This is a genomic window from Arthrobacter celericrescens, assembly GCF_003614925.1.
GTDB classification, from domain to species: Bacteria; Actinomycetota; Actinomycetes; order Actinomycetales; family Micrococcaceae; genus Arthrobacter; species Arthrobacter celericrescens.
Genome location: NZ_QYLP01000100.1, coordinates 45,920 through 62,403, shown reverse-complemented (window position 1 = coordinate 62,403; position 16,484 = coordinate 45,920). Strand labels below are relative to the sequence as shown.

The following is a 16,484-nucleotide window of genomic DNA, read 5'->3' as shown; positions in this document are numbered from 1 at the left end:
CAGGAAGCTAGGCTGCCCAGACTTCGAGGGGATCGTTGCCGCAGATCAGGCGGCGCCCGCCCTGCTCCAGGACGATCCACAGCATGCGGAGTCCGCCGGCAACTTCGTCGACGATGCCGGTGTCGTAACCCCAGCCATCCTCATGGACCCAGACGGCGTCACCGCGGTTGAACGTGGACCAATCGGCGGGCGGGACGAGCTTGGCTTCGGGTGCGGGCTTGCTCGGTGCAACCGCGGGAATCATGCCGAAACCGCCATCGCCGGACGCGGCCGCCACATGGTCGGAATGCCGTTGTGGGCCGGGAACACGTGGCCTTCGGCGAAGGTCTGCACGGCCTGCGGCTCGGCGTCGGGGCTCCACGGGCCGGAGGCGGGGACGTGGGAACCGGTAGGGCTGACAGGGGCAACGCGGTTGCCCAGGAGTGCGATGCGCTTCATCGTTGAACCTCATGCTTGGCCGTTAGTGATCGGGACTTCCTCAAGCCTAGAAAGTCGCGCAGCTCACACCAATGGGCATTTGGCCAGAGATGGCGAAATACGATGTGCAGTCAGACAGTCGCCGCGATTCATCGCCGATCGTTGACTTGTCTCGTGGACATAACCTAGCGTTCCCCGCATTGACAACGTTGTCTACGGGGGAGACACGCGCGATGAAGGGCGAATCCACACACATGCACAAGAAACGAACCATCCGCCTGCAGTCACTTTCAGCACTGACGCTCGCCGGGCTCACCCTCGCGGGAGGACTCGCCGGAGCGGGTCCCGCTGCGGCAGGCAAGGCCGACGTCGGAAGCCACTGGGCAGGTATCGCAGCTTCCGGCGAAACCTTGGGGCAGGAGCAATACCGTCCCGCGTTCCACTATTCGCCGGCGAAGAACTGGATGAACGACCCCAACGGCCTGGTCTTCTACAAGGGCGTCTACCACCTCTTCTACCAGCACAATCCACACGGAAACACATGGGGAAACATGTCCTGGGGCCATGCCACGTCCAAGGACCTGGTGAGCTGGAAGGAGCAGCCGCTGGCGATCTCCACCGACACACAGGAGGACGTCTTCTCCGGAAGCGTCGTGGTGGACCAGGACAACTCTTCGGGCTTCGGCACAGCAGAGAATCCGCCGCTGGTGGCGATCTACACCAGCGCCTACAAGGACGCCTCACCCCACCGCGGCCTTCAGGCACAATCCCTTGCTTACAGCCTTGACGAGGGTCGCACCTGGACCAAGTACAGCGGCAATCCTGTGTTGAACCGTAACTCGGCGAACTTCCGGGACCCCAAAGTGTTCTGGTACAGCTCCCCCAGTGGTGGCGGCTACTGGGTAATGACGGCCGTGGAGGCCCTTGACCACAAGGTGCTGCTCTACAAGTCGGACAACCTCAAGGACTGGACGGCCCTGAGCGAGTTTGGCCCCGCGAATGCCACGGGAGGCCTGTGGGAATGCCCGGACTTGTTCCCCCTGGCCGTTGACGGCAACACCAACAACGTCAAATGGGTCATGGTGGTGAACATCAACCCCGGCGGCGTTGCCGGCGGTTCGGCCGGCCAGTACTTCGTGGGTACCTTCGACGGCACCACGTTCACCTCCGAGACCACCAAGCCGGCGGACGCGCTTCCCGCCGGCACCCCGATCGCCGGATTCAACGACGGCACGTACAACGGATGGACCGTGAACAACAAGCCGGGCAACTGGAAGGACGGTCCGTTCGCGCACACCCCTGCGGACGGATCCCTGCCCGGGCAGAATCCCGTGAGCGGCTTCGCGGGCGCGGGGCTGGTCAACTCCTTCAACGACGGCGACTGGCCATTGGGGTCCATGTCCTCCCCCGACTTCACAGTGGACAGCGACTACATCAACTTCCTGGTGGGCGGCGGCCAGCACCCGCGCGTTTCCGACAAGCTGGACAACACCCCGCCGCCCGGGGACCTGCTGTTCGCTGGCTTCGAGGTCCCGGACGGCAGCACCTTGGCGGAAGCCGGTTGGACCGGCACCGGCGACCTCGCGCCGTCGTACCAGCCGGCCACTGCGGGCGGGGACTATTACCTCGGGGCCAAGCGCATCAACACTTTCGAGACCGGCGGCGCGCCGGGCGACGACCGGCAGGGCACGCTGACCTCGCCCGAGTTCACGGTCTCGCGGAACTTCATGAGCCTGCTGGTGGGCGGCGGGCATCGCGGCCCCGAAACGGGGCAGACCCTGGAAGCCCAGTTGCTGGTGGACGGCAAGGTCGTGCGGAGGGTCGCGGGAGACGACGCCGGGCAGCTGAACTGGAAGGGCTGGGACGTGTCCGAGTTCGCGGGTAAGCAAGCCCGGCTCCGGATCGTGGACCAGGCTACCGGCGGATGGGGGCACCTGACCCTGGACCACGTCATGCTGACGGACTCCGCCGCGGTGCCCCGCTCGGACGAAACCACCGTGAACCTCGTGGTCGACGGCCAAGTGGTCCGTTCCGCCACGGGCGCCAACAGCGAAGTCCTGGATTGGGCCTCCTGGAACGTCTCGGAGTTCAAGGGCCGCAAGGCGAACATCCGGATCGTGGACAACAACCGCTTCGGCTGGGGCCACATCCTGGCGGACGAGTTCATCGCTTCCGCCCAGCCCGCAAGGCCCCGCATCAACGGCTATGACTGGCTGGACTACGGCCGGGACTTGTACGCCACCGTGTCCTTCGGCAACATGCCGCAGGACAAACGCGTAGTGCTCGGCTGGATGAACAACTGGGACTACGCCAACGCCATTCCCACCTCCCCTTGGCGCAGCGCCATGTCGTTGCCCCGCGAGGTGGCATTGACCCAGACGGCCGACGGGCCGCGGCTCACCCAGAGAGCCGTCAAGCAGGTGGACTCCCTCGCCCTGAAACCCAGCTACCAGGACAAGGCAGGCGGGCCCATCGCTCCCGGCACGCAAGTGCTGCCGCGCCAGGCCTCCGGCGACGTGCAAAGGATCGACATCACCTTCAACCCGGGCACGGCGCTGAAGTCGGGGATCACCGTGCTCGGCAACGGCACGTCGTCGACCGTCATCGGCTACGACGCCGTCACGAAGGAACTGTACGTGGACCGCGGAAACTCCGGGAATACCGGGTTCCACCCCCTTTTCACTTCCTTGGATTCCGCCCCCGTCTCCGTTGATGGGCAAGGCAACATCACCCTGCGCATCTACATGGACCGCTCCTCCGTGGAAGTCTTCGCCCAGGACGGCCTCCGAAGCATCACCGACCAGGTGTTCCCGGATGCCGGAGCTACGGACGTCGCGCTCTTCGCCGAGGGCGGGACGGCGCACCTCAAATCCCTGACGGTAACGCCGCTGCGGCAGTCAATGTTCAAATAGCGCCGGCAGCCCAACTGACTCGCAATAGATGTCGTTATGAGCCCTCAAAACGACATCAACTGCGAGTCAGTTGGGGTTGGGGGATGTTCAGGCGAGCGGTTCGAGCCAGGTCAGCACCGAGCCGTCTTCTTCGATGTGCTCCGTGAGTTCGGCATTGAAAACGGCCCCGTAGTCGGCGGTGATGTGCTCGCGGAAGGCGTCATCGTCCCGATACACCTCGAACACGAAGTACTCCCGCGGGTTGGATTCGCGGGTGTACGGCAGGAACAACTGGTTGCCGGGTTCCTCGCGCACGCGGTCCGTCAGCTCGCGCATCATCCCGGCGACCCTATCCTCGCTGCCGGGCTTGACGGTGAATTCGGCATACAGTGTCTTGGCCATGCGTGGCTCTCCTTGCTTTGGTGATGGCTTCTTGGGACGGGCTTAGTACGACGGCGGCAACTCGCCGGAGCCGCGCACGATCAGTTCGGAGGGGACCACGTAAGTCCGCGGCGCGCCGTCGTCGCCGTCTATCCGGGCAAGCAGCCTTTCGGCCGCGAGCTTGCCGATCCGTTCAGGATGCTGGGCAATCACGGTGATTCCGGGGTCCATCATGTCGGCAAGGGCAAAGTCGTCGAAGCCCACCAACGCCACGCGGCGGCTCGCGCCCATTTCCTTCAAGGCGCGCATGACCCCGAAGGTGACCAGGTTCTGGCTCGAGAAGATGGCGGTAGGCGGTTCATCCGAGGCCAGGACGGCAAGGGCCGCAAGCCGCGCTGATTCAACATCCCGCAGCCCTTCCCGGACGGAAACAGTAGAGGTGGGGATGCCTGCCTGGCCCAATTGCTCAAGGAAGCCGCGGCGGCGTTCCCGCGCCGTCTGGATGTCCGGCGTGTCACCAAAATAGGCCAGCCGGGTGTGGCCGTGGCCCAGCAGGTGGGCAGCCGCCCGGGCGGCTCCGGCAGCGTTGTCCGTGACCACGGCGTCCGCCTCAATGCCCACCGGTTCGCGGTCGATGAAAACCATTGGAAGGTCCCGTGAATGCTCCGGGATCACGTACGCCTGGCTCCTGGCGATCGGCGTAAGCACCATGCCATCCACCCGCCGGCCGAGGAAGGCTGCCACGAGAGCCTTTTCCCGCTCGGGGTCGTCATCGAGGCTCGCCGCGAAGACCGCGATGCCGCGCTCGGACAACGTGTCCTCAAGCGCGCGGTGTATTTCGCTGCTGAACGGATTGGCCACGCTTGGCAGAAGCAGTCCGATGGACAGGGTCTGGCGTCCGGACCGGCGCAGGCTGCCGGCGGCCATGTCCAACTGGTAGTTCAACTGCTGGCTGGCCTGCAGAACACGCTGCCGGGTTGCTTCGGATACCCCCGGCTCGTCGTTCATGACGCGCGAGACGGTCTTGATACCGACGCCCGCGAGGGCAGCAACATGGCGCATGGTCGGGCGCCCGCTCTGGTTGGCTTGGTAACGATGAGACAACGTTGTCACGAAATATTCTCCCCCTCGAGGTGTCCCCGTTGACTATAGCGTGTGAGCTGGATTACACATGGGGATGACATCGTTGTCAGGCACGCAAGGTGCCCTGAGACAGGAGATTCAAAGATGAGTTCCATCGCCCCACGCTCCACCGCCCGCCGCCTCTTCGCCGCCGGCGCGGTCCTGACCCTCGGTGCACTGAGCCTGACGGCCTGCGGAGGCAGTTCAAGCGGCACGGGTTCCACCACCGGGTCTTCCTCCGAGAAGATCGGCGTCTCCCTGATCGTCAAGACCACCGCCAACCCGTTCTTCGTCTCCATGCAGGACGGCGCGAAAAAGGCCGCCGAAGCTGACGGCGTCGACCTCAAGCTCGCGGCAGGCAAGGCCGACGGCGACGAGGACACCCAGATCCAGGCCATCGAAAACGCCATCTCCAAGGGCGACAAGGGAATCCTCATCACCCCCAACGGCCCGTCCGTCGTCGACGCCCTGAAGAAGGCCAAGGACGCCGGCCTCTTTGTCATCGCCCTGGACACCCCGCCGGACCCGGCCGATGCCGCGGACATCACGTTCGCCACGGACAACTTCGCGGCCGGCGAGCTGATCGGAAAGTGGACCGCCGCGCAGCTAGGAGGCAAGAAGGCCACCATCGCGCTGATCGACCTCTTCGATGACAAGGTGGTCTCCGTTGACTACAACCGCGACCAGGGCTTCCTGACTGGCCTCGGCGTCGACACGGCGGACAAGAAGAAGAACGGCGACGAAGCCAAGACCGGCAAGTACACGGGCGGCAAGGGCGGCGACTACGAGATTGTCGGCAACCAGGCTTCCCAAGGCGCCGAGGACGGCGGCCGCACGGCGATGGAGACCCTGCTGTCCAAGAACCCCAATATCAACGTCGTGTACACCATCAATGAACCTGCTGCCGCCGGAGCGTACGAGGCACTCAAGTCCGCCGGCAAGGAAAAGGACGTCCTCATCGTTTCGGTCGACGGCGGCTGCGCCGGCGTGAACAACGTCAAGGCCGGCGTCATCGGCGCCACCGCCCAGCAGTACCCGGTCAAGATGGCAGAGCTCGGCGTCAAGGCAATCGTCGACCTCACCAAGACCGGCAAGAAGCCGGAGAACTCGGCGGGACTGGACTTCTTCAACACCGGAGTCGAACTGGTCACCGACAAGGCGGCCGAAGGCGTCAAGAGCATCACGACGGCGGATGCTGCCCAGGTCTGCTGGGGTAAGTAGGACCGGTCGTTGACAGGAGCAAACATGACCCAGCAACAGCAAGCAGCCGGACCGCCAGCCGAGAAGCACTCCGACCCGGCCGAGGAATTCATGGACCGGAGCACACCCCTCAGCCGCATCCGCAACGTCCTGCACCGCTACCCCGCCCTGAGCCCGACGATCGTGCTCCTGGTAGCCGTGGTGGTGTTCGGCGTCCTCAACGACCGCTTCCTGCGCGTTGAGAACCTCTCCCTCATTACGCAGCAGGTCTCCGTGGTGGGAACCCTCGCCATCGCGCAGACCCTTATCATCCTCACTGCGGGCATCGACCTCTCAGTGGGCGCCGTGATGATCCTGGCGTCCATGGTGGTTGCGCAGACTACGGTGAATAACGGCATGCCGGCACCGCTTGCGCTCGTGGCGGGGCTCGTCGTCGGACTCGCCGCCGGCGCGCTCAACGGTTTCCTCGTGACCAGGTTCAAGCTTCCGCCGTTCATCGTGACCTTGGGAACGCTGAACATCTTCATCGCACTGACCCTGCTGTACTCGGGCGGCTCCACCGTGCGCGGCTCGAGCATGCCGGCCCTGCTGACTTGGATGGGCAGCACCTTCCCTGTGGGTCCGGTACGGATCTCCACCGGTGTGGTCGCGATGCTGCTGCTCTACATCGGAGTGGCCTTCATCCTCGGCAAGACCGCCTGGGGACGCCACGTCTATGCGGTGGGTGACGACAAGGAGGCGGCCCGCCTGGCCGGCATCCCCGTCAACCGGGTCCTCATGAGCGTCTACCTGGCCGCAGGCGCGGTCCTGGCCGTCGGCGCGTGGATCCAGATCGGCCGTACCAACGCGGCCAGCCCCAACGCCGGCGTGGACCTGAACCTGGACTCGATCACCGCCGTCGTCATCGGCGGCACGAGCCTCTTCGGCGGCCGCGGATCCGTCTGGGGTTCGTTGCTCGGGGCGCTGATCGTGGGCGTCTTCCGGAATGGCCTGTCCCTCGCGGGGCTGGACGTCCTGTTCCAGACCCTCGCCGTGGGCGTGCTCATCATTGTCGCTGTGTCGGTGGACCAGTGGATCCGAAAGGTTAAGTCATGACCGCCGTCGACGTTCCCACTCCGGCTACCGGGACCCGCCAACCGATCCTGCAGGCACGCAACCTGGTCAAGACCTTCGGCAAGGTGGTGGGGCTGGACGGTGTCAGCCTGGACCTCTACCCCGGCGAAGTACTGGCCATCATCGGTGACAACGGGGCCGGCAAGTCCACCCTCATCAAGTGCCTCACCGGGGCGGAGATCCCGGATACCGGCGAACTCCTCGTCTCCGGGCAGCAGGTCCACTTCAAGAGGCCGCAGGACGCCAGGGCCCACGGCATCGAAACTGTCTACCAGAACCTGGCGGTCTCCCCCGCCCTGGATGTGGCTTCGAACCTGTTCCTTGGCCGTGAAGAGCGGCTCCCCGGGCCCCTGGGATCGCTCTTCCGGGTCCTCGATACCAAGGGCATGCGCCGCAAGGCCAAGGCGGAGCTGATCCGGCTGGGTATTTCCACACTCCAGGACGTCACCGTTCCGGTGGAGAATCTCTCCGGCGGTCAGCGCCAGGCAGTTGCCGTGGCCCGGGCCGCTGCCTTCGGTTCCAAGGTGGTGGTGCTGGACGAGCCGACGGCGGCCCTGGGTGTGCGTGAATCGAACCAGGTCCTGCAGCTGGTCCGGGACCTCCGGGACCGCGGTCTGCCGGTCATCCTGATCAGCCACAACATGCCTCACGTGTTCGACGTCGCCGACCGGATCCACATCCAGCGGCTCGGCAAGTGCGCGGCCACGATCACGCCACAATCGCATTCCATGACGGATGCCGTGGCGATCATGACAGGTGCCGCAACGGCCTGAACCGTCCTGACGGCGTTCCACCCCACCTCCCGTCCGCGGACCCGGCGAAGCCCCACAACGCCGCGTCCGCGGACGGCCCTGCGAAAGACTCCCTGAAATGGCCCACTCGTACCCAGACTCCGCTCACCATGCAGAGTCAGCCGACGTCGTCGTGATCGGCGAAGCACTCATCGACGTCGTCACTTCTTCCCGCGGCACAGTTGAACATCCGGGCGGTTCGCCGGCCAACGTGGCCTACGGGCTGGGCCGGCTGGGGGTCAGGACCAGCCTGCTGACCTCGATCGGCGACGACGAACGCGGTGCCGCGATTTCCCGCCACCTGTCCTCGGCCGGCGTGTCCCTGCTCCCGGGGTCCATCTCGGCGGGCCGGACCGCTTCGGCGACCGCCACGCTGGCTTCCGACGGTTCCGCCAGCTACGAGTTCGACATCTCCTGGGAACTGGCGCCCGTGGCTCCCCCTTCCTTCCCCAGGATCCTGCACACCGGATCGATCGCCAGCTTCCTTTCCCCTGGCGCGGGAGCCGTCAGGACATTGCTCGAGCAGTCGTACCGCGAAACCCTGGTCACCTACGACCCCAACATCCGGCCTGCCCTGCTCGGCACGCATGCCGAAGCACTCGCCATCTTCGAGGACCTCGTTCCACTGACGGATGTGGTCAAGCTCAGCGACGAGGACGCGCGCTGGCTCTACCCCGGCCTCGGACTGGACGATGCCGCCGACCGCGTCCTCGGACTTGGTGCCGGATTGGCCGTGATCACGCGCGGCGCCGAAGGATCCTTGTTGGCGACACCGGCGAACCGCCTGCACGTGCCGGCGGTGAAGACCGTTGTTGCCGACACCATCGGAGCCGGCGATTCCTACATGGCCGCCCTGGTCTACGGCCTGCTCAGCCGCAGCAGCGACGGCCTGGCTCCCGCAGTGCTCGAAATCCTCGGCCGGACGGCGTCCAAAGCAGCCGCCATCACGGTCAACAGGCCCGGCGCAAACCCGCCCACGACGGAAGAATTGACGGCGGAGCCGGCACCTGCGCCCGCCTAGTAGCGCGTCGGAGCGGACCCGTGCAGTCAGACAGTCGCCGAGCGGGCTTCCACCCGGCGCATGGAGATTCCGGAGACCACCAGCAGCACGCCGGCGACGGCGGTGAACGCCGCCAGCATCCCCGAAAGTGCCAGGATTCCGGCGCCGGGGTTGACGAGGAGAAGGACGCCGAACGCGATGAGGACAAAGCCTGTCAGCGCGGCACTACGCCAGGCCCTGATGGTGGTCCTGCCTTCGAGCGCGATGAAGATCTGCGTGATACCCAGTGCCAGGGCCCATATCCCGATGAGGAGGGCCAAGGGCATGACGGCGATGCCGGGCCACGAAACGGCCACCAGGCCGACGCCGACGGAGGCAATCCCGCCGATCATGCTCCAGCGGGAGTGGCGGACGGGATCGTAGTAGTAGTGCGCCAGGTTCGCGACGCCGTCGGTCATCGCATAGGTTCCGAACACGTACGCGAGGGCGAACACCGTGTCCACCGGGAGGGCCGCAACAGCCCAGGCCAGGAGCAAGGCCAAAGCCCCGCGGAACATCAGTCCCGTGCCCGAATGCTTGAACAACTTGCGCGCTGCTATGGCGGACATAGCCACAGTTTAATCCTCGGCGGACCGGATGTCAGTGCCCTGCGGACTTGGCTGCCTTGGCCGCGGCCTTCGCAGCCTGCTTGGAGGCGCGCACCTTGCGGAGCGATTCCGGATCCACGATGTCCGCCACGGAAAGGAAGACGTCCGCCTGGCCGTAGTTCCCGGCGGCTTCGCGCCAGCCCTCGGCCTGGAGCCCGCACTGTTTGCCGAGGAGCGCCAGGAAGATCTTGGCCTTCTGCTCGCCGAAGCCCGGCAGGGCCTTGAGCCGGTTCAGCACTTCCTTGCCGTCGGGATCGCCCTGTGTCCAGATGGCGGTGGCGTCCCCGCCCCACTCGTGCTCGACGGTCTCGGCGAGCGCTTGGACCCTCCCCGCCATGGAGCCGGGGAAGCGGTGCACGGCCGGGCCCTCCTTGAACATCTCCACGAAGCCTGCGGGGTCGAAACCGGCGACCGTTGCGGGCGCGATCGAGCCGATGCGCGTCCGGATCTTTTCCGGGCCGGCGAACGCCGACTCCATCGTGACCTGCTGGTCCAGCAGCATGCCGGTGAGCAGCGCAAACGCGTCGTCGCTGAGCAGTTTGTCGGCGGCCGGGTCCCCTGTGATGTGCAGTTCCATGCGCCCTATCCTGCCACCCTGCCTGTGAGCACGTCAGCCCGTCCGCGCAAGACCGCGGTTCCAAGCACCGGGGCTGGGAAATGTGGCCGAGCCACGCCTGACGGGTCCCGGCACTCTGGGGTACGTTGGCAGGGGCAAGGCGACCTGGAACGATGCCCGCGGTCCGCGGGCACCCACCGGTAGGAGGAATCTATGCGGGAATTCAGTGCCAGCGACGGTCTTCTTGAATCGGACACCCTTGCGGGCGGGGAAGGAGAGGCGGTGCCGGCCGCCGCCGAAACCGCGGTCGACCCCGACATGAACTACGACGAACAGTTCTACCCCGCGCGGCCAAAGGCCCTCCGGCCGATTGCCCGGCGGCGGCAGTACCTCGCCACCAAGCCCTCCTTCGAGTTCGACGGCCGCAACACCGCGTACGTCGAATGGCTGCGCAACCAGGCAATGCTCGGCGACGCCAACACCCTGTCCCGGCAGCTTTCGGGGCAGGCCAGCATGTGGCAGAACTCCTACGCCCACCCGAACCCGAGGGCCGCCGTCGAACGTGCGCCCGTGTGGTTCACCGCGTATCCGCTGTCCTTCATCACCCGGCCCGGCGAATCCTTCCTGGCCGCGCTGGGCGACAAGAACATGTGGGACGCGTTCCGGGAAATCGGGATCCGGGCCATCCACACCGGGCCCGTCAAACTGGCCGGCGGAATCAGCGGCTGGTCCCAGACGCCCAGCGTGGACGGGCACTTCGACCGGATCAGCATGGCGATCGATCCCGTGTTCGGCACCGAGGACGAGTTCCGCAGCATGTGCGAGGTGGCCGCCGACCACGACGGCACCATCATCGACGACATCGTGCCCGGCCACACCGGCAAGGGCGCCGATTTCCGCCTCGCCGAGATGAACTTCCGGGACTACCCGGGGATTTACCACATGGTGGACATCCCGGAGGAGGACTGGCACCTGCTGCCCGACGTTCCGGACGGGCAGGACTCGGTGAACCTCAGCCCGGACTCCGAACAGGCGCTGCAGAAGGCCGGCTACATCATCGGCCGGCTGCAGCGGGTGATCTTCTACGAACCCGGGGTCAAGGAAACCAACTGGAGCGCCACCCGGCCGGTGGTGGACACCACGGGGAAGACCCGACGCTGGGTGTACCTGCACTACTTCAAGGCCGGCCAGCCGTCCATCAACTGGCTGGACCCCACGTTCGCCGGCATGCGCCTGGTGGTGGGCGACGCCCTGCATTCCCTGCTTGACCTGGGCACCGGGGCGCTGCGGCTGGACGCCAACGGTTTCCTGGGCGTGGAAAAGAGCGCCGAGGAGCAGCCCGGCTGGTCGGAGGGCCACCCGCTCTCCGAGGCCGCCAACCAGCTCATCGGTTCCATGGTCCGCAAGGTGGGCGGGTTCTCCTTCCAGGAGCTCAACCTGACCATCGACGACATCAAGGCCACCTCCGAGTCCGGCCCGGACCTGTCCTACGACTTCATCACCCGGCCGGCCTACCACTACGCGCTGGTCACCGCGGACACCGAGCTGCTGCGGCTCATGCTCCGGCTGTCCATGGAGATTGGCGTGGACCAGGCGTCACTGGTGCACGCTCTGCAGAACCATGACGAACTCACCTATGAGCTCATGCATTTCGCCTCGGGGCACCGGGATGAAGTGTTCGAGCTCGGCGGCGAAGAACTCACCGGCGCCGAGCTGGCCGAGAAGGTCCAGCAAACCATGCGTGAGCGCCTCACCGGGGAGAGCGCGCCGTACAACGCCGTGTTCACCACCAACGGCATCGCCTGCACCACGGTGAGCTTCATCATGGCGGCCCTAGGCATCCGGAACCCGGAAGCAATGACGCAGGAACAGGAGGCGCGGGTGCTGGACGCCCACATCCTCCTGGCCATGTACAACGCCCTGCAGCCCGGAGTTTTTGCCCTGTCCGGCTGGGACCTGACCGGCATCGCCGCCCTTGACCGGCAGAGCGTCGCGGAACTCACCGCCCAGGGCGACACGCGCTGGATCAACCGCGGGGCGCATGACCTCATGGGTACCAGCCCGGACGCCAAGGCCTCGGCCTCCGGCATGCCCCGGGCCCGCAGCCTGTACGGCCCGCTGCCGGAGCAGTTGCAGGATTCGAATTCCTTTGCCCGGCGCCTCCAGCATGTCCTCGCCGTCCGCGAAGAGCACGGCATCGCCACCGGAACACTGCTGGATGTCCCCGATGTCTCGCACCGGGGCCTGCTGGTCCTGGTCACCCGGCTGGGAAGCGGCGGGCTGGAGGTCACCGTATTGAACTTCTCGGACCAGGACGTGGCCGGCAGCATCCAGTCAAGCCACCTGCTGCCCGGTTCCACGGTGCAGGACCTGTTCAGCGGCAGCACGATCGGCCAGGTGGACGATCTGGGCAGCTTCTTCCTTGAACTGCCCGCGTTCCAGGGCACCGCCCTGCTGTTGCGGGAAGAGGATCCCTTGGAGGAGCAGGAGGACGGCCGCTAGGAAACCGTCTTCCCGCGCGCGGCCCGCCCGCGCAACACTGCCGTCCCCCACACCGCGAGCAGCACTGCCACGAGGAGCAGCCCGGCCTCGCCGAGGTCGATCGACCCGAGCCAGGCGGTGACCGGATCGTCCAGGCCGAACGCGGCATTGAGGAACCCGCCGAGGGTGACAACCGAAATGAATAGCGCCGAGGCCGCGGAGATCCCGGTGATCACGGCGTTGAAGCCCAGTTTCCGGCGCGGGTCTGCCAGGGCGGAGCGGTACATGCGCATCATGGCGACGCCGTTGACCGAGTCGCAAAGCGTCATGGCCGCGGCGAAGGCCAGCGGCAGCGCGAGCAGCGCCAGCGGGGATACTCCGGCGAGGGAGGCCGCCGTCGTCATGACCAGCAGCCCGATGGTGGTAGCGGTATCGAAACCCAGCCCGAATAGGAAGCCGATCACGTAGATGTTCCGGGGGCGCCGCACCCGGGCGAGCGGCCGGGCCAGCAGCCGCGCCACAAAGCCTTTGGCCTCCAGGTCCTCGACGGCCGCCGCCCCGCCGGCCTTCGCATGCCGGTACAGCTGCGACGCCCGGAGGAACGCCGAGCCGTTGAAGACACCCATCGCAAGGAGGAACAGGCCCGAGACACCGCTGCCGATCAGCCCGAGCACCAGGTTCCCGGCGCTGCCGTCCTCCATGAACCGCCCCACCACGGTGGCACCCGCAAGCACCAGCACGCCGGCGAGCACCACCACGGAACTGTGCCCCAGGCTGAACGCGAAGCCCACGCTGACGGGCTCCCTGCCCTGGGCGACGAACTTCCGGGTGGAGTTGTCGATGGCGGCGAGGTGGTCCCAGTCGTAGCTGTGCTTGACCCCGGCCAGGTACGCGGTGAGCACCAGCCCGAGCGCCAGCGGCTGCCCGCCGGTTCCCGCCGAACGCAGCAGGCCGAACAGCAGGAGCCCGACGGCGGCAAGATGCAGGGCGGCGACCGCACCGAAGGTGAACAGCAGCCGCGTCCGCAGCGGCAGGTGTTCGCGTTGCCGGTACAGGGCTGCGAGCGCGGTCATCAGTACTTCCTCAGGTTCAGCGGCTCCTGGCCGTACCAGTGCCTGCGCAGGTGCGCGGTGCAGGCACCGAGAAGGCGGTTCAGTTCCTCAGTGTTGTCCGAGAGGGCGCGCAGCACCAGCCCCGTGGTTCCGCCGACCGTCGCGGTCAGGGAGACCCCTGCCAAGGCATCGTGCGGGGCGGCAAGGCTGTGCAGTTCGTCGGCGAGGGCCTGGTCCACCCGCGGGTCGACTACCAGCAGCGAGCCCAGGTGGCTGCGGCCCTCCATGAAGCCCAGCCCGGTGACGTCCCCCGAAGGCGGTCGGATGAGCACGTTGTCCAGGGCCAGCAGTCCCGCGCCCCCCGCCCGGTCCTGCACCCGGATTTCGGTGCGCAGCCGCAGTTCCTCGTACTTGAACGCCGTGCCGTCCGGGGACCAGCCGGGCGTGACGATTTCGCTCACGACCAGGCTCGACGACGGGTGCAGGCTGATGCGGGTGTCCTGCCGGTAGCTGGCCTCCCGGTAGGCGATGAGCTGGTCCGGTGCCAGTTCCAGCCTGGCGCCCTCCCCCAGCCGGATAGACATGCGCTGCTCGGCAAAGGAACCCGGCGTGCGGTAGATCTTGGTGGCCGACTGCGTGGTCAGCAGCAGCGATGCCCCGTCCTCCACCTCCACGTCGACCACATACAGGTCCGCATCCAAGTACGCCCCACCCGGATTGACCACCACGTAGCCGAGCTGCCCCGAGTCATCCAAGTAATGGGGCCGCAACACCCGCAAGGCACCCTGATGGAACTGATGCACGGCCACGGAACGCTGACCACGCAAGGCGACCCGCAGCTGAAGCTCGCCCATAGGTGACTCAACAGCAGCAGCGGAGCCGGATATAAGGGGCCGCGGTGTGGAGGGCCTCGTGGGGGGCCCACTGGCGCGAGGGCCCCGACCCGAGCTTGCGAGGGTTGGGAGCGCCTGGGGACGGGCACGGCCCCTTATATCCGGTGCAGCGCCGCAAGCGGGGAGAGCCGGCGTGGGAACCGCTCTGCTGCCGCCCGCCGTCGTACTCATCGCGCGAGGTCGAGCATCAGGACGTCGTGCCGGATCCATTGGATGACCGCGTCCAGGCCTTCGTCCGTCTTGAGGTTGGTGAAGCAGAAGGGCTTGTCGCCCCGGAACTCGCGGGAGTCGCGTTCCATGACGGCCAGGTCCGCGCCGACGTGGGGTGCGAGGTCGGTCTTGTTGATGATGAAGAGGTCGGACTTGATCATGCCCTGGCCGGCCTTGCGCGGGATCTTCTCTCCCTGGGCGACGTCGATGATGTAGATCGAGAAGTCCACCAGCTCGGGGCTGAACGTGGCCGAGAGGTTGTCGCCGCCGGATTCGACGAAGATCACCTCCAGCCCCGGGTGCCGCTTCTTGAGCTCCTCGATGGCAGCCGTGTTCATGGACGTGTCTTCGCGGATGGCCGTGTGCGGGCAGCCGCCGGTTTCGACGCCGATGATCCGGTCCTCGGGCAGGATGCCGTTGGCAGCGAGGATCTTGGCGTCTTCGATGGTGTAGATGTCGTTGGTGATCGCGGCCATGGAAATCTCCGCGCTCATGTGCCGGGTGAGGCGTTCCACCAGCTGGGTCTTGCCGGCGCCCACGGGTCCGCCGATGCCGATCTTAACGGGTTCTGACATGGTGTCCTCCTACTAACTCATGAACATGCGGGCACGTTGCTTCTCGTGCCGCATCTGCGAAATCTCCAGGCCGGGGCTGATGGCCCCGAAGTCGTCCGGCGTGAGGGTGCCGGCCCGTTCGACGGCGGCAGCAACGCCGTCGTGCGCGTTCCGCAGCAGCCGCTGACCGGCGTTCTGGCCGAGCGGGATGGCGCGCACGGCGTTCTGCGTCAGCGAGGTGACGGCGGCGAAAAGGTACGCGGCGAGCGCTTCCCCGAGCGGGACCTCCAGGGAGCGCGCGACGACGGCGAACGCCAGCGGCTGGTGGCCCGCGGCGCGGCCGGTGGTCACCGCAGCCCGGTAGGCGTCCAGCTCCGGGGACGGGAAGACCTCGGCACCGATCCCGAGCAGCCGCCCGCCCATCTTGATGCTTGCCTCGCGGATCTGACGGGGAAGCAGCTGCGCGGTGAGGAGCTCGTCCAGTTCCTCGACCGGGTGGCCTTCGTAGAGGAAGCGGATGGCCAGGGCGTCCGAGTACGTCAGCTGCTGGCCCAGGAACGCGGCCAGCCAGCTGCCGAAGCTTGCTTCGTCGTGCACCAGCCCGCGCTCCATGTAGGACTCGAAGCCGAAGGAGTGCGCGAATGCGCCGGTGGGCAGCGCGGAATCCGTGAGCTGCTGCAGGGCGAGGCGGCGGCTAGTGGCTGTGTTCGGCATGGCGGAAGGGAACGGGCATCACGCGTTCCTGTCGGTCGTAGGGCACGCCGACGTGCTTGAGGTAGTCCTCCACAGTGTGGTCGTACTGGCACACCATCACCTCGGCGCCGTACTCGGACGCGGCGTCGAAGAACTGCGCCTGCAGGTGCCGGTTGCCGAGGGAGTGCGCCACGACGCCCATTTCGTGGATGCTCCGCGGGGCGATCACCAGCACGTCCGTGGGCAGCACCGACACGACGATCAGGTTCTTGTCCTCCACAGCCAGGATGTCGCCGTCGCGCAGGTCCGGGGAGCCGGAGGGCAGCCGGATGCCGAGTTCCTTGCCGTGGTCCGTCGTGACCCGCTGGATCCGCTTGACCAGCAGGGCGCTGGGCAGCACCACCTTTTCCTTGTGCCGGCCGGCGTAGCGTCCCGGGGCTGGCAGCTCGTACACGTTGCCCAGGATTTTTTCGATGATCACAA

The 16,484-nt window shown here is 66.6% G+C and carries 17 protein-coding genes; 6 read left to right on the top strand and 11 right to left on the bottom strand.

Features of this window, described 5'->3' with window-relative positions:
* Positions 1 to 7: 7 nt before the first annotated feature.
* Both D3654_RS19155 and D3654_RS19150 read right to left on the bottom strand, forming a co-directional pair.
* Complete coding sequence (locus D3654_RS19155; RefSeq protein ID WP_120523050.1) at positions 8 to 244, bottom strand: hypothetical protein; 237 nt, start codon at positions 242 to 244, stop codon at positions 8 to 10.
* Positions 241 to 438: a hypothetical protein gene (locus D3654_RS19150; RefSeq protein WP_074588009.1), complete on the bottom strand. Its 198-nt coding sequence runs from the start codon at positions 436 to 438 to the stop codon at positions 241 to 243. Before D3654_RS19150 ends, D3654_RS19155 begins: the two co-directional genes overlap by 4 nt.
* A gap of 233 nt (positions 439 to 671) precedes the next feature.
* On the opposite strand from D3654_RS19150, the gene D3654_RS19145 reads away from it, so the two are divergent.
* Positions 672 to 3,329: a glycoside hydrolase family 32 protein gene (locus tag D3654_RS19145; RefSeq protein ID WP_245413335.1), complete on the top strand. Its 2,658-nt coding sequence runs from the start codon at positions 672 to 674 to the stop codon at positions 3,327 to 3,329.
* An 87-nt stretch (positions 3,330 to 3,416) separates the two neighbouring features.
* On the opposite strand, the gene D3654_RS19140 is transcribed toward D3654_RS19145, so the two are convergent.
* Together D3654_RS19140 and D3654_RS19135 are read right to left on the bottom strand one after the other, a co-directional pair.
* Positions 3,417 to 3,710 (bottom strand): putative quinol monooxygenase, encoded by a 294-nt coding sequence (locus tag D3654_RS19140; protein WP_120523048.1) that lies wholly within the window; start codon positions 3,708 to 3,710, stop codon positions 3,417 to 3,419.
* 42 nt (positions 3,711 to 3,752) lie between these two features.
* Positions 3,753 to 4,751 carry a LacI family DNA-binding transcriptional regulator gene (locus tag D3654_RS19135; RefSeq protein WP_120523047.1) on the bottom strand — a complete coding sequence of 333 codons (999 nt, stop codon included), beginning with the start codon at positions 4,749 to 4,751 and terminating at the stop codon, positions 3,753 to 3,755.
* A gap of 165 nt (positions 4,752 to 4,916) precedes the next feature.
* On the opposite strand from D3654_RS19135, the gene D3654_RS19130 reads away from it, so the two are divergent.
* From D3654_RS19130 to D3654_RS19115, 4 genes are all read left to right on the top strand, one after another.
* Entirely contained in the window at positions 4,917 to 6,032 is a 1,116-nt protein-coding gene (locus tag D3654_RS19130) for a substrate-binding domain-containing protein (RefSeq protein WP_120523046.1), read from the top strand.
* Between the two features lie 24 nt (positions 6,033 to 6,056).
* Positions 6,057 to 7,106 (top strand): ABC transporter permease, encoded by a 1,050-nt coding sequence (locus D3654_RS19125; protein WP_120523045.1) that lies wholly within the window; start codon positions 6,057 to 6,059, stop codon positions 7,104 to 7,106.
* Positions 7,103 to 7,897, top strand: coding sequence for an ATP-binding cassette domain-containing protein (locus D3654_RS19120; RefSeq protein ID WP_120523044.1), 795 nt, complete (start codon positions 7,103 to 7,105; stop codon positions 7,895 to 7,897). The genes D3654_RS19125 and D3654_RS19120 overlap by 4 nt, the downstream gene beginning before the upstream one ends.
* 97 nt (positions 7,898 to 7,994) lie before the next feature.
* Entirely contained in the window at positions 7,995 to 8,936 is a 942-nt protein-coding gene (locus D3654_RS19115; RefSeq protein WP_120523043.1) for a carbohydrate kinase family protein, read from the top strand.
* A gap of 26 nt (positions 8,937 to 8,962) precedes the next feature.
* Here D3654_RS19115 and D3654_RS19110 read toward each other — a convergent pair whose 3' ends face one another.
* Both D3654_RS19110 and D3654_RS19105 read right to left on the bottom strand, forming a co-directional pair.
* Positions 8,963 to 9,523, bottom strand: coding sequence for an HdeD family acid-resistance protein (locus D3654_RS19110; RefSeq protein ID WP_120523042.1), 561 nt, complete (start codon positions 9,521 to 9,523; stop codon positions 8,963 to 8,965).
* Between the two features lie 31 nt (positions 9,524 to 9,554).
* Entirely contained in the window at positions 9,555 to 10,139 is a 585-nt protein-coding gene (locus D3654_RS19105; protein ID WP_205571862.1) for an HhH-GPD-type base excision DNA repair protein, read from the bottom strand.
* 192 nt (positions 10,140 to 10,331) lie between these two features.
* Between D3654_RS19105 and treS the strand changes: the two genes are divergently transcribed.
* On the top strand, positions 10,332 to 12,620 hold the full coding sequence (treS, locus tag D3654_RS19100; protein WP_120523040.1) for a maltose alpha-D-glucosyltransferase: 2,289 nt from the start codon (positions 10,332 to 10,334) through the stop codon (positions 12,618 to 12,620).
* On the opposite strand, the gene D3654_RS19095 is transcribed toward treS, so the two are convergent.
* The 5 genes from D3654_RS19095 to ureE form a co-directional block, all read right to left on the bottom strand.
* Positions 12,617 to 13,672 carry a HoxN/HupN/NixA family nickel/cobalt transporter gene (locus D3654_RS19095; RefSeq protein WP_120523039.1) on the bottom strand — a complete coding sequence of 352 codons (1,056 nt, stop codon included), beginning with the start codon at positions 13,670 to 13,672 and terminating at the stop codon, positions 12,617 to 12,619. The two genes, treS and D3654_RS19095, sit on opposite strands and share 4 nt — an antisense overlap.
* A complete protein-coding gene (locus D3654_RS19090; protein WP_245413334.1) occupies positions 13,672 to 14,505 on the bottom strand; it encodes an urease accessory protein UreD in 834 nt (277 codons plus the stop codon). Before D3654_RS19090 ends, D3654_RS19095 begins: the two co-directional genes overlap by 1 nt.
* Before the next feature lie 206 nt (positions 14,506 to 14,711).
* A complete protein-coding gene (gene ureG / locus D3654_RS19085) occupies positions 14,712 to 15,329 on the bottom strand; it encodes an urease accessory protein UreG (RefSeq protein WP_120523037.1) in 618 nt (205 codons plus the stop codon).
* Positions 15,330 to 15,341: 12 nt separating this feature from the next.
* Complete coding sequence (locus tag D3654_RS19080) at positions 15,342 to 16,022, bottom strand: urease accessory protein UreF (protein WP_120523036.1); 681 nt, start codon at positions 16,020 to 16,022, stop codon at positions 15,342 to 15,344.
* Positions 16,003 to 16,482, bottom strand: coding sequence for an urease accessory protein UreE (gene ureE / locus D3654_RS19075; protein WP_120523035.1), 480 nt, complete (start codon positions 16,480 to 16,482; stop codon positions 16,003 to 16,005). Before ureE ends, D3654_RS19080 begins: the two co-directional genes overlap by 20 nt.
* Between the last annotated feature and the right edge of the window lie 2 nt (positions 16,483 to 16,484).

Excerpts from the sequence above, each read along its gene's own strand:
- D3654_RS19115 (WP_120523043.1), top strand. The coding sequence starts at position 7,995 with ATGGCCCACTCGTACCCAGACTCCGCTCACCATGCAGAGTCAGCCGAC.
- D3654_RS19105 (WP_205571862.1), bottom strand. The coding sequence starts at position 10,139 with ATGGAACTGCACATCACAGGGGACCCGGCCGCCGACAAACTGCTCAGC.
- treS (WP_120523040.1), top strand. The coding sequence starts at position 10,332 with ATGCGGGAATTCAGTGCCAGCGACGGTCTTCTTGAATCGGACACCCTT.
- ureG (WP_120523037.1), bottom strand. The coding sequence starts at position 15,329 with ATGTCAGAACCCGTTAAGATCGGCATCGGCGGACCCGTGGGCGCCGGC.
- D3654_RS19135 (WP_120523047.1), bottom strand. The coding sequence starts at position 4,751 with ATGCGCCATGTTGCTGCCCTCGCGGGCGTCGGTATCAAGACCGTCTCG.
- D3654_RS19090 (WP_245413334.1), bottom strand. The coding sequence starts at position 14,505 with ATGGGCGAGCTTCAGCTGCGGGTCGCCTTGCGTGGTCAGCGTTCCGTG.
- D3654_RS19125 (WP_120523045.1), top strand. The coding sequence starts at position 6,057 with ATGACCCAGCAACAGCAAGCAGCCGGACCGCCAGCCGAGAAGCACTCC.
- D3654_RS19155 (WP_120523050.1), bottom strand. The coding sequence starts at position 244 with ATGATTCCCGCGGTTGCACCGAGCAAGCCCGCACCCGAAGCCAAGCTC.
- D3654_RS19140 (WP_120523048.1), bottom strand. The coding sequence starts at position 3,710 with ATGGCCAAGACACTGTATGCCGAATTCACCGTCAAGCCCGGCAGCGAG.
- D3654_RS19145 (WP_245413335.1), top strand. The coding sequence starts at position 672 with ATGCACAAGAAACGAACCATCCGCCTGCAGTCACTTTCAGCACTGACG.
- D3654_RS19080 (WP_120523036.1), bottom strand. The coding sequence starts at position 16,022 with ATGCCGAACACAGCCACTAGCCGCCGCCTCGCCCTGCAGCAGCTCACG.
- D3654_RS19120 (WP_120523044.1), top strand. The coding sequence starts at position 7,103 with ATGACCGCCGTCGACGTTCCCACTCCGGCTACCGGGACCCGCCAACCG.
- D3654_RS19150 (WP_074588009.1), bottom strand. The coding sequence starts at position 438 with ATGAAGCGCATCGCACTCCTGGGCAACCGCGTTGCCCCTGTCAGCCCT.
- D3654_RS19110 (WP_120523042.1), bottom strand. The coding sequence starts at position 9,523 with ATGTCCGCCATAGCAGCGCGCAAGTTGTTCAAGCATTCGGGCACGGGA.
- D3654_RS19130 (WP_120523046.1), top strand. The coding sequence starts at position 4,917 with ATGAGTTCCATCGCCCCACGCTCCACCGCCCGCCGCCTCTTCGCCGCC.
- D3654_RS19095 (WP_120523039.1), bottom strand. The coding sequence starts at position 13,672 with ATGACCGCGCTCGCAGCCCTGTACCGGCAACGCGAACACCTGCCGCTG.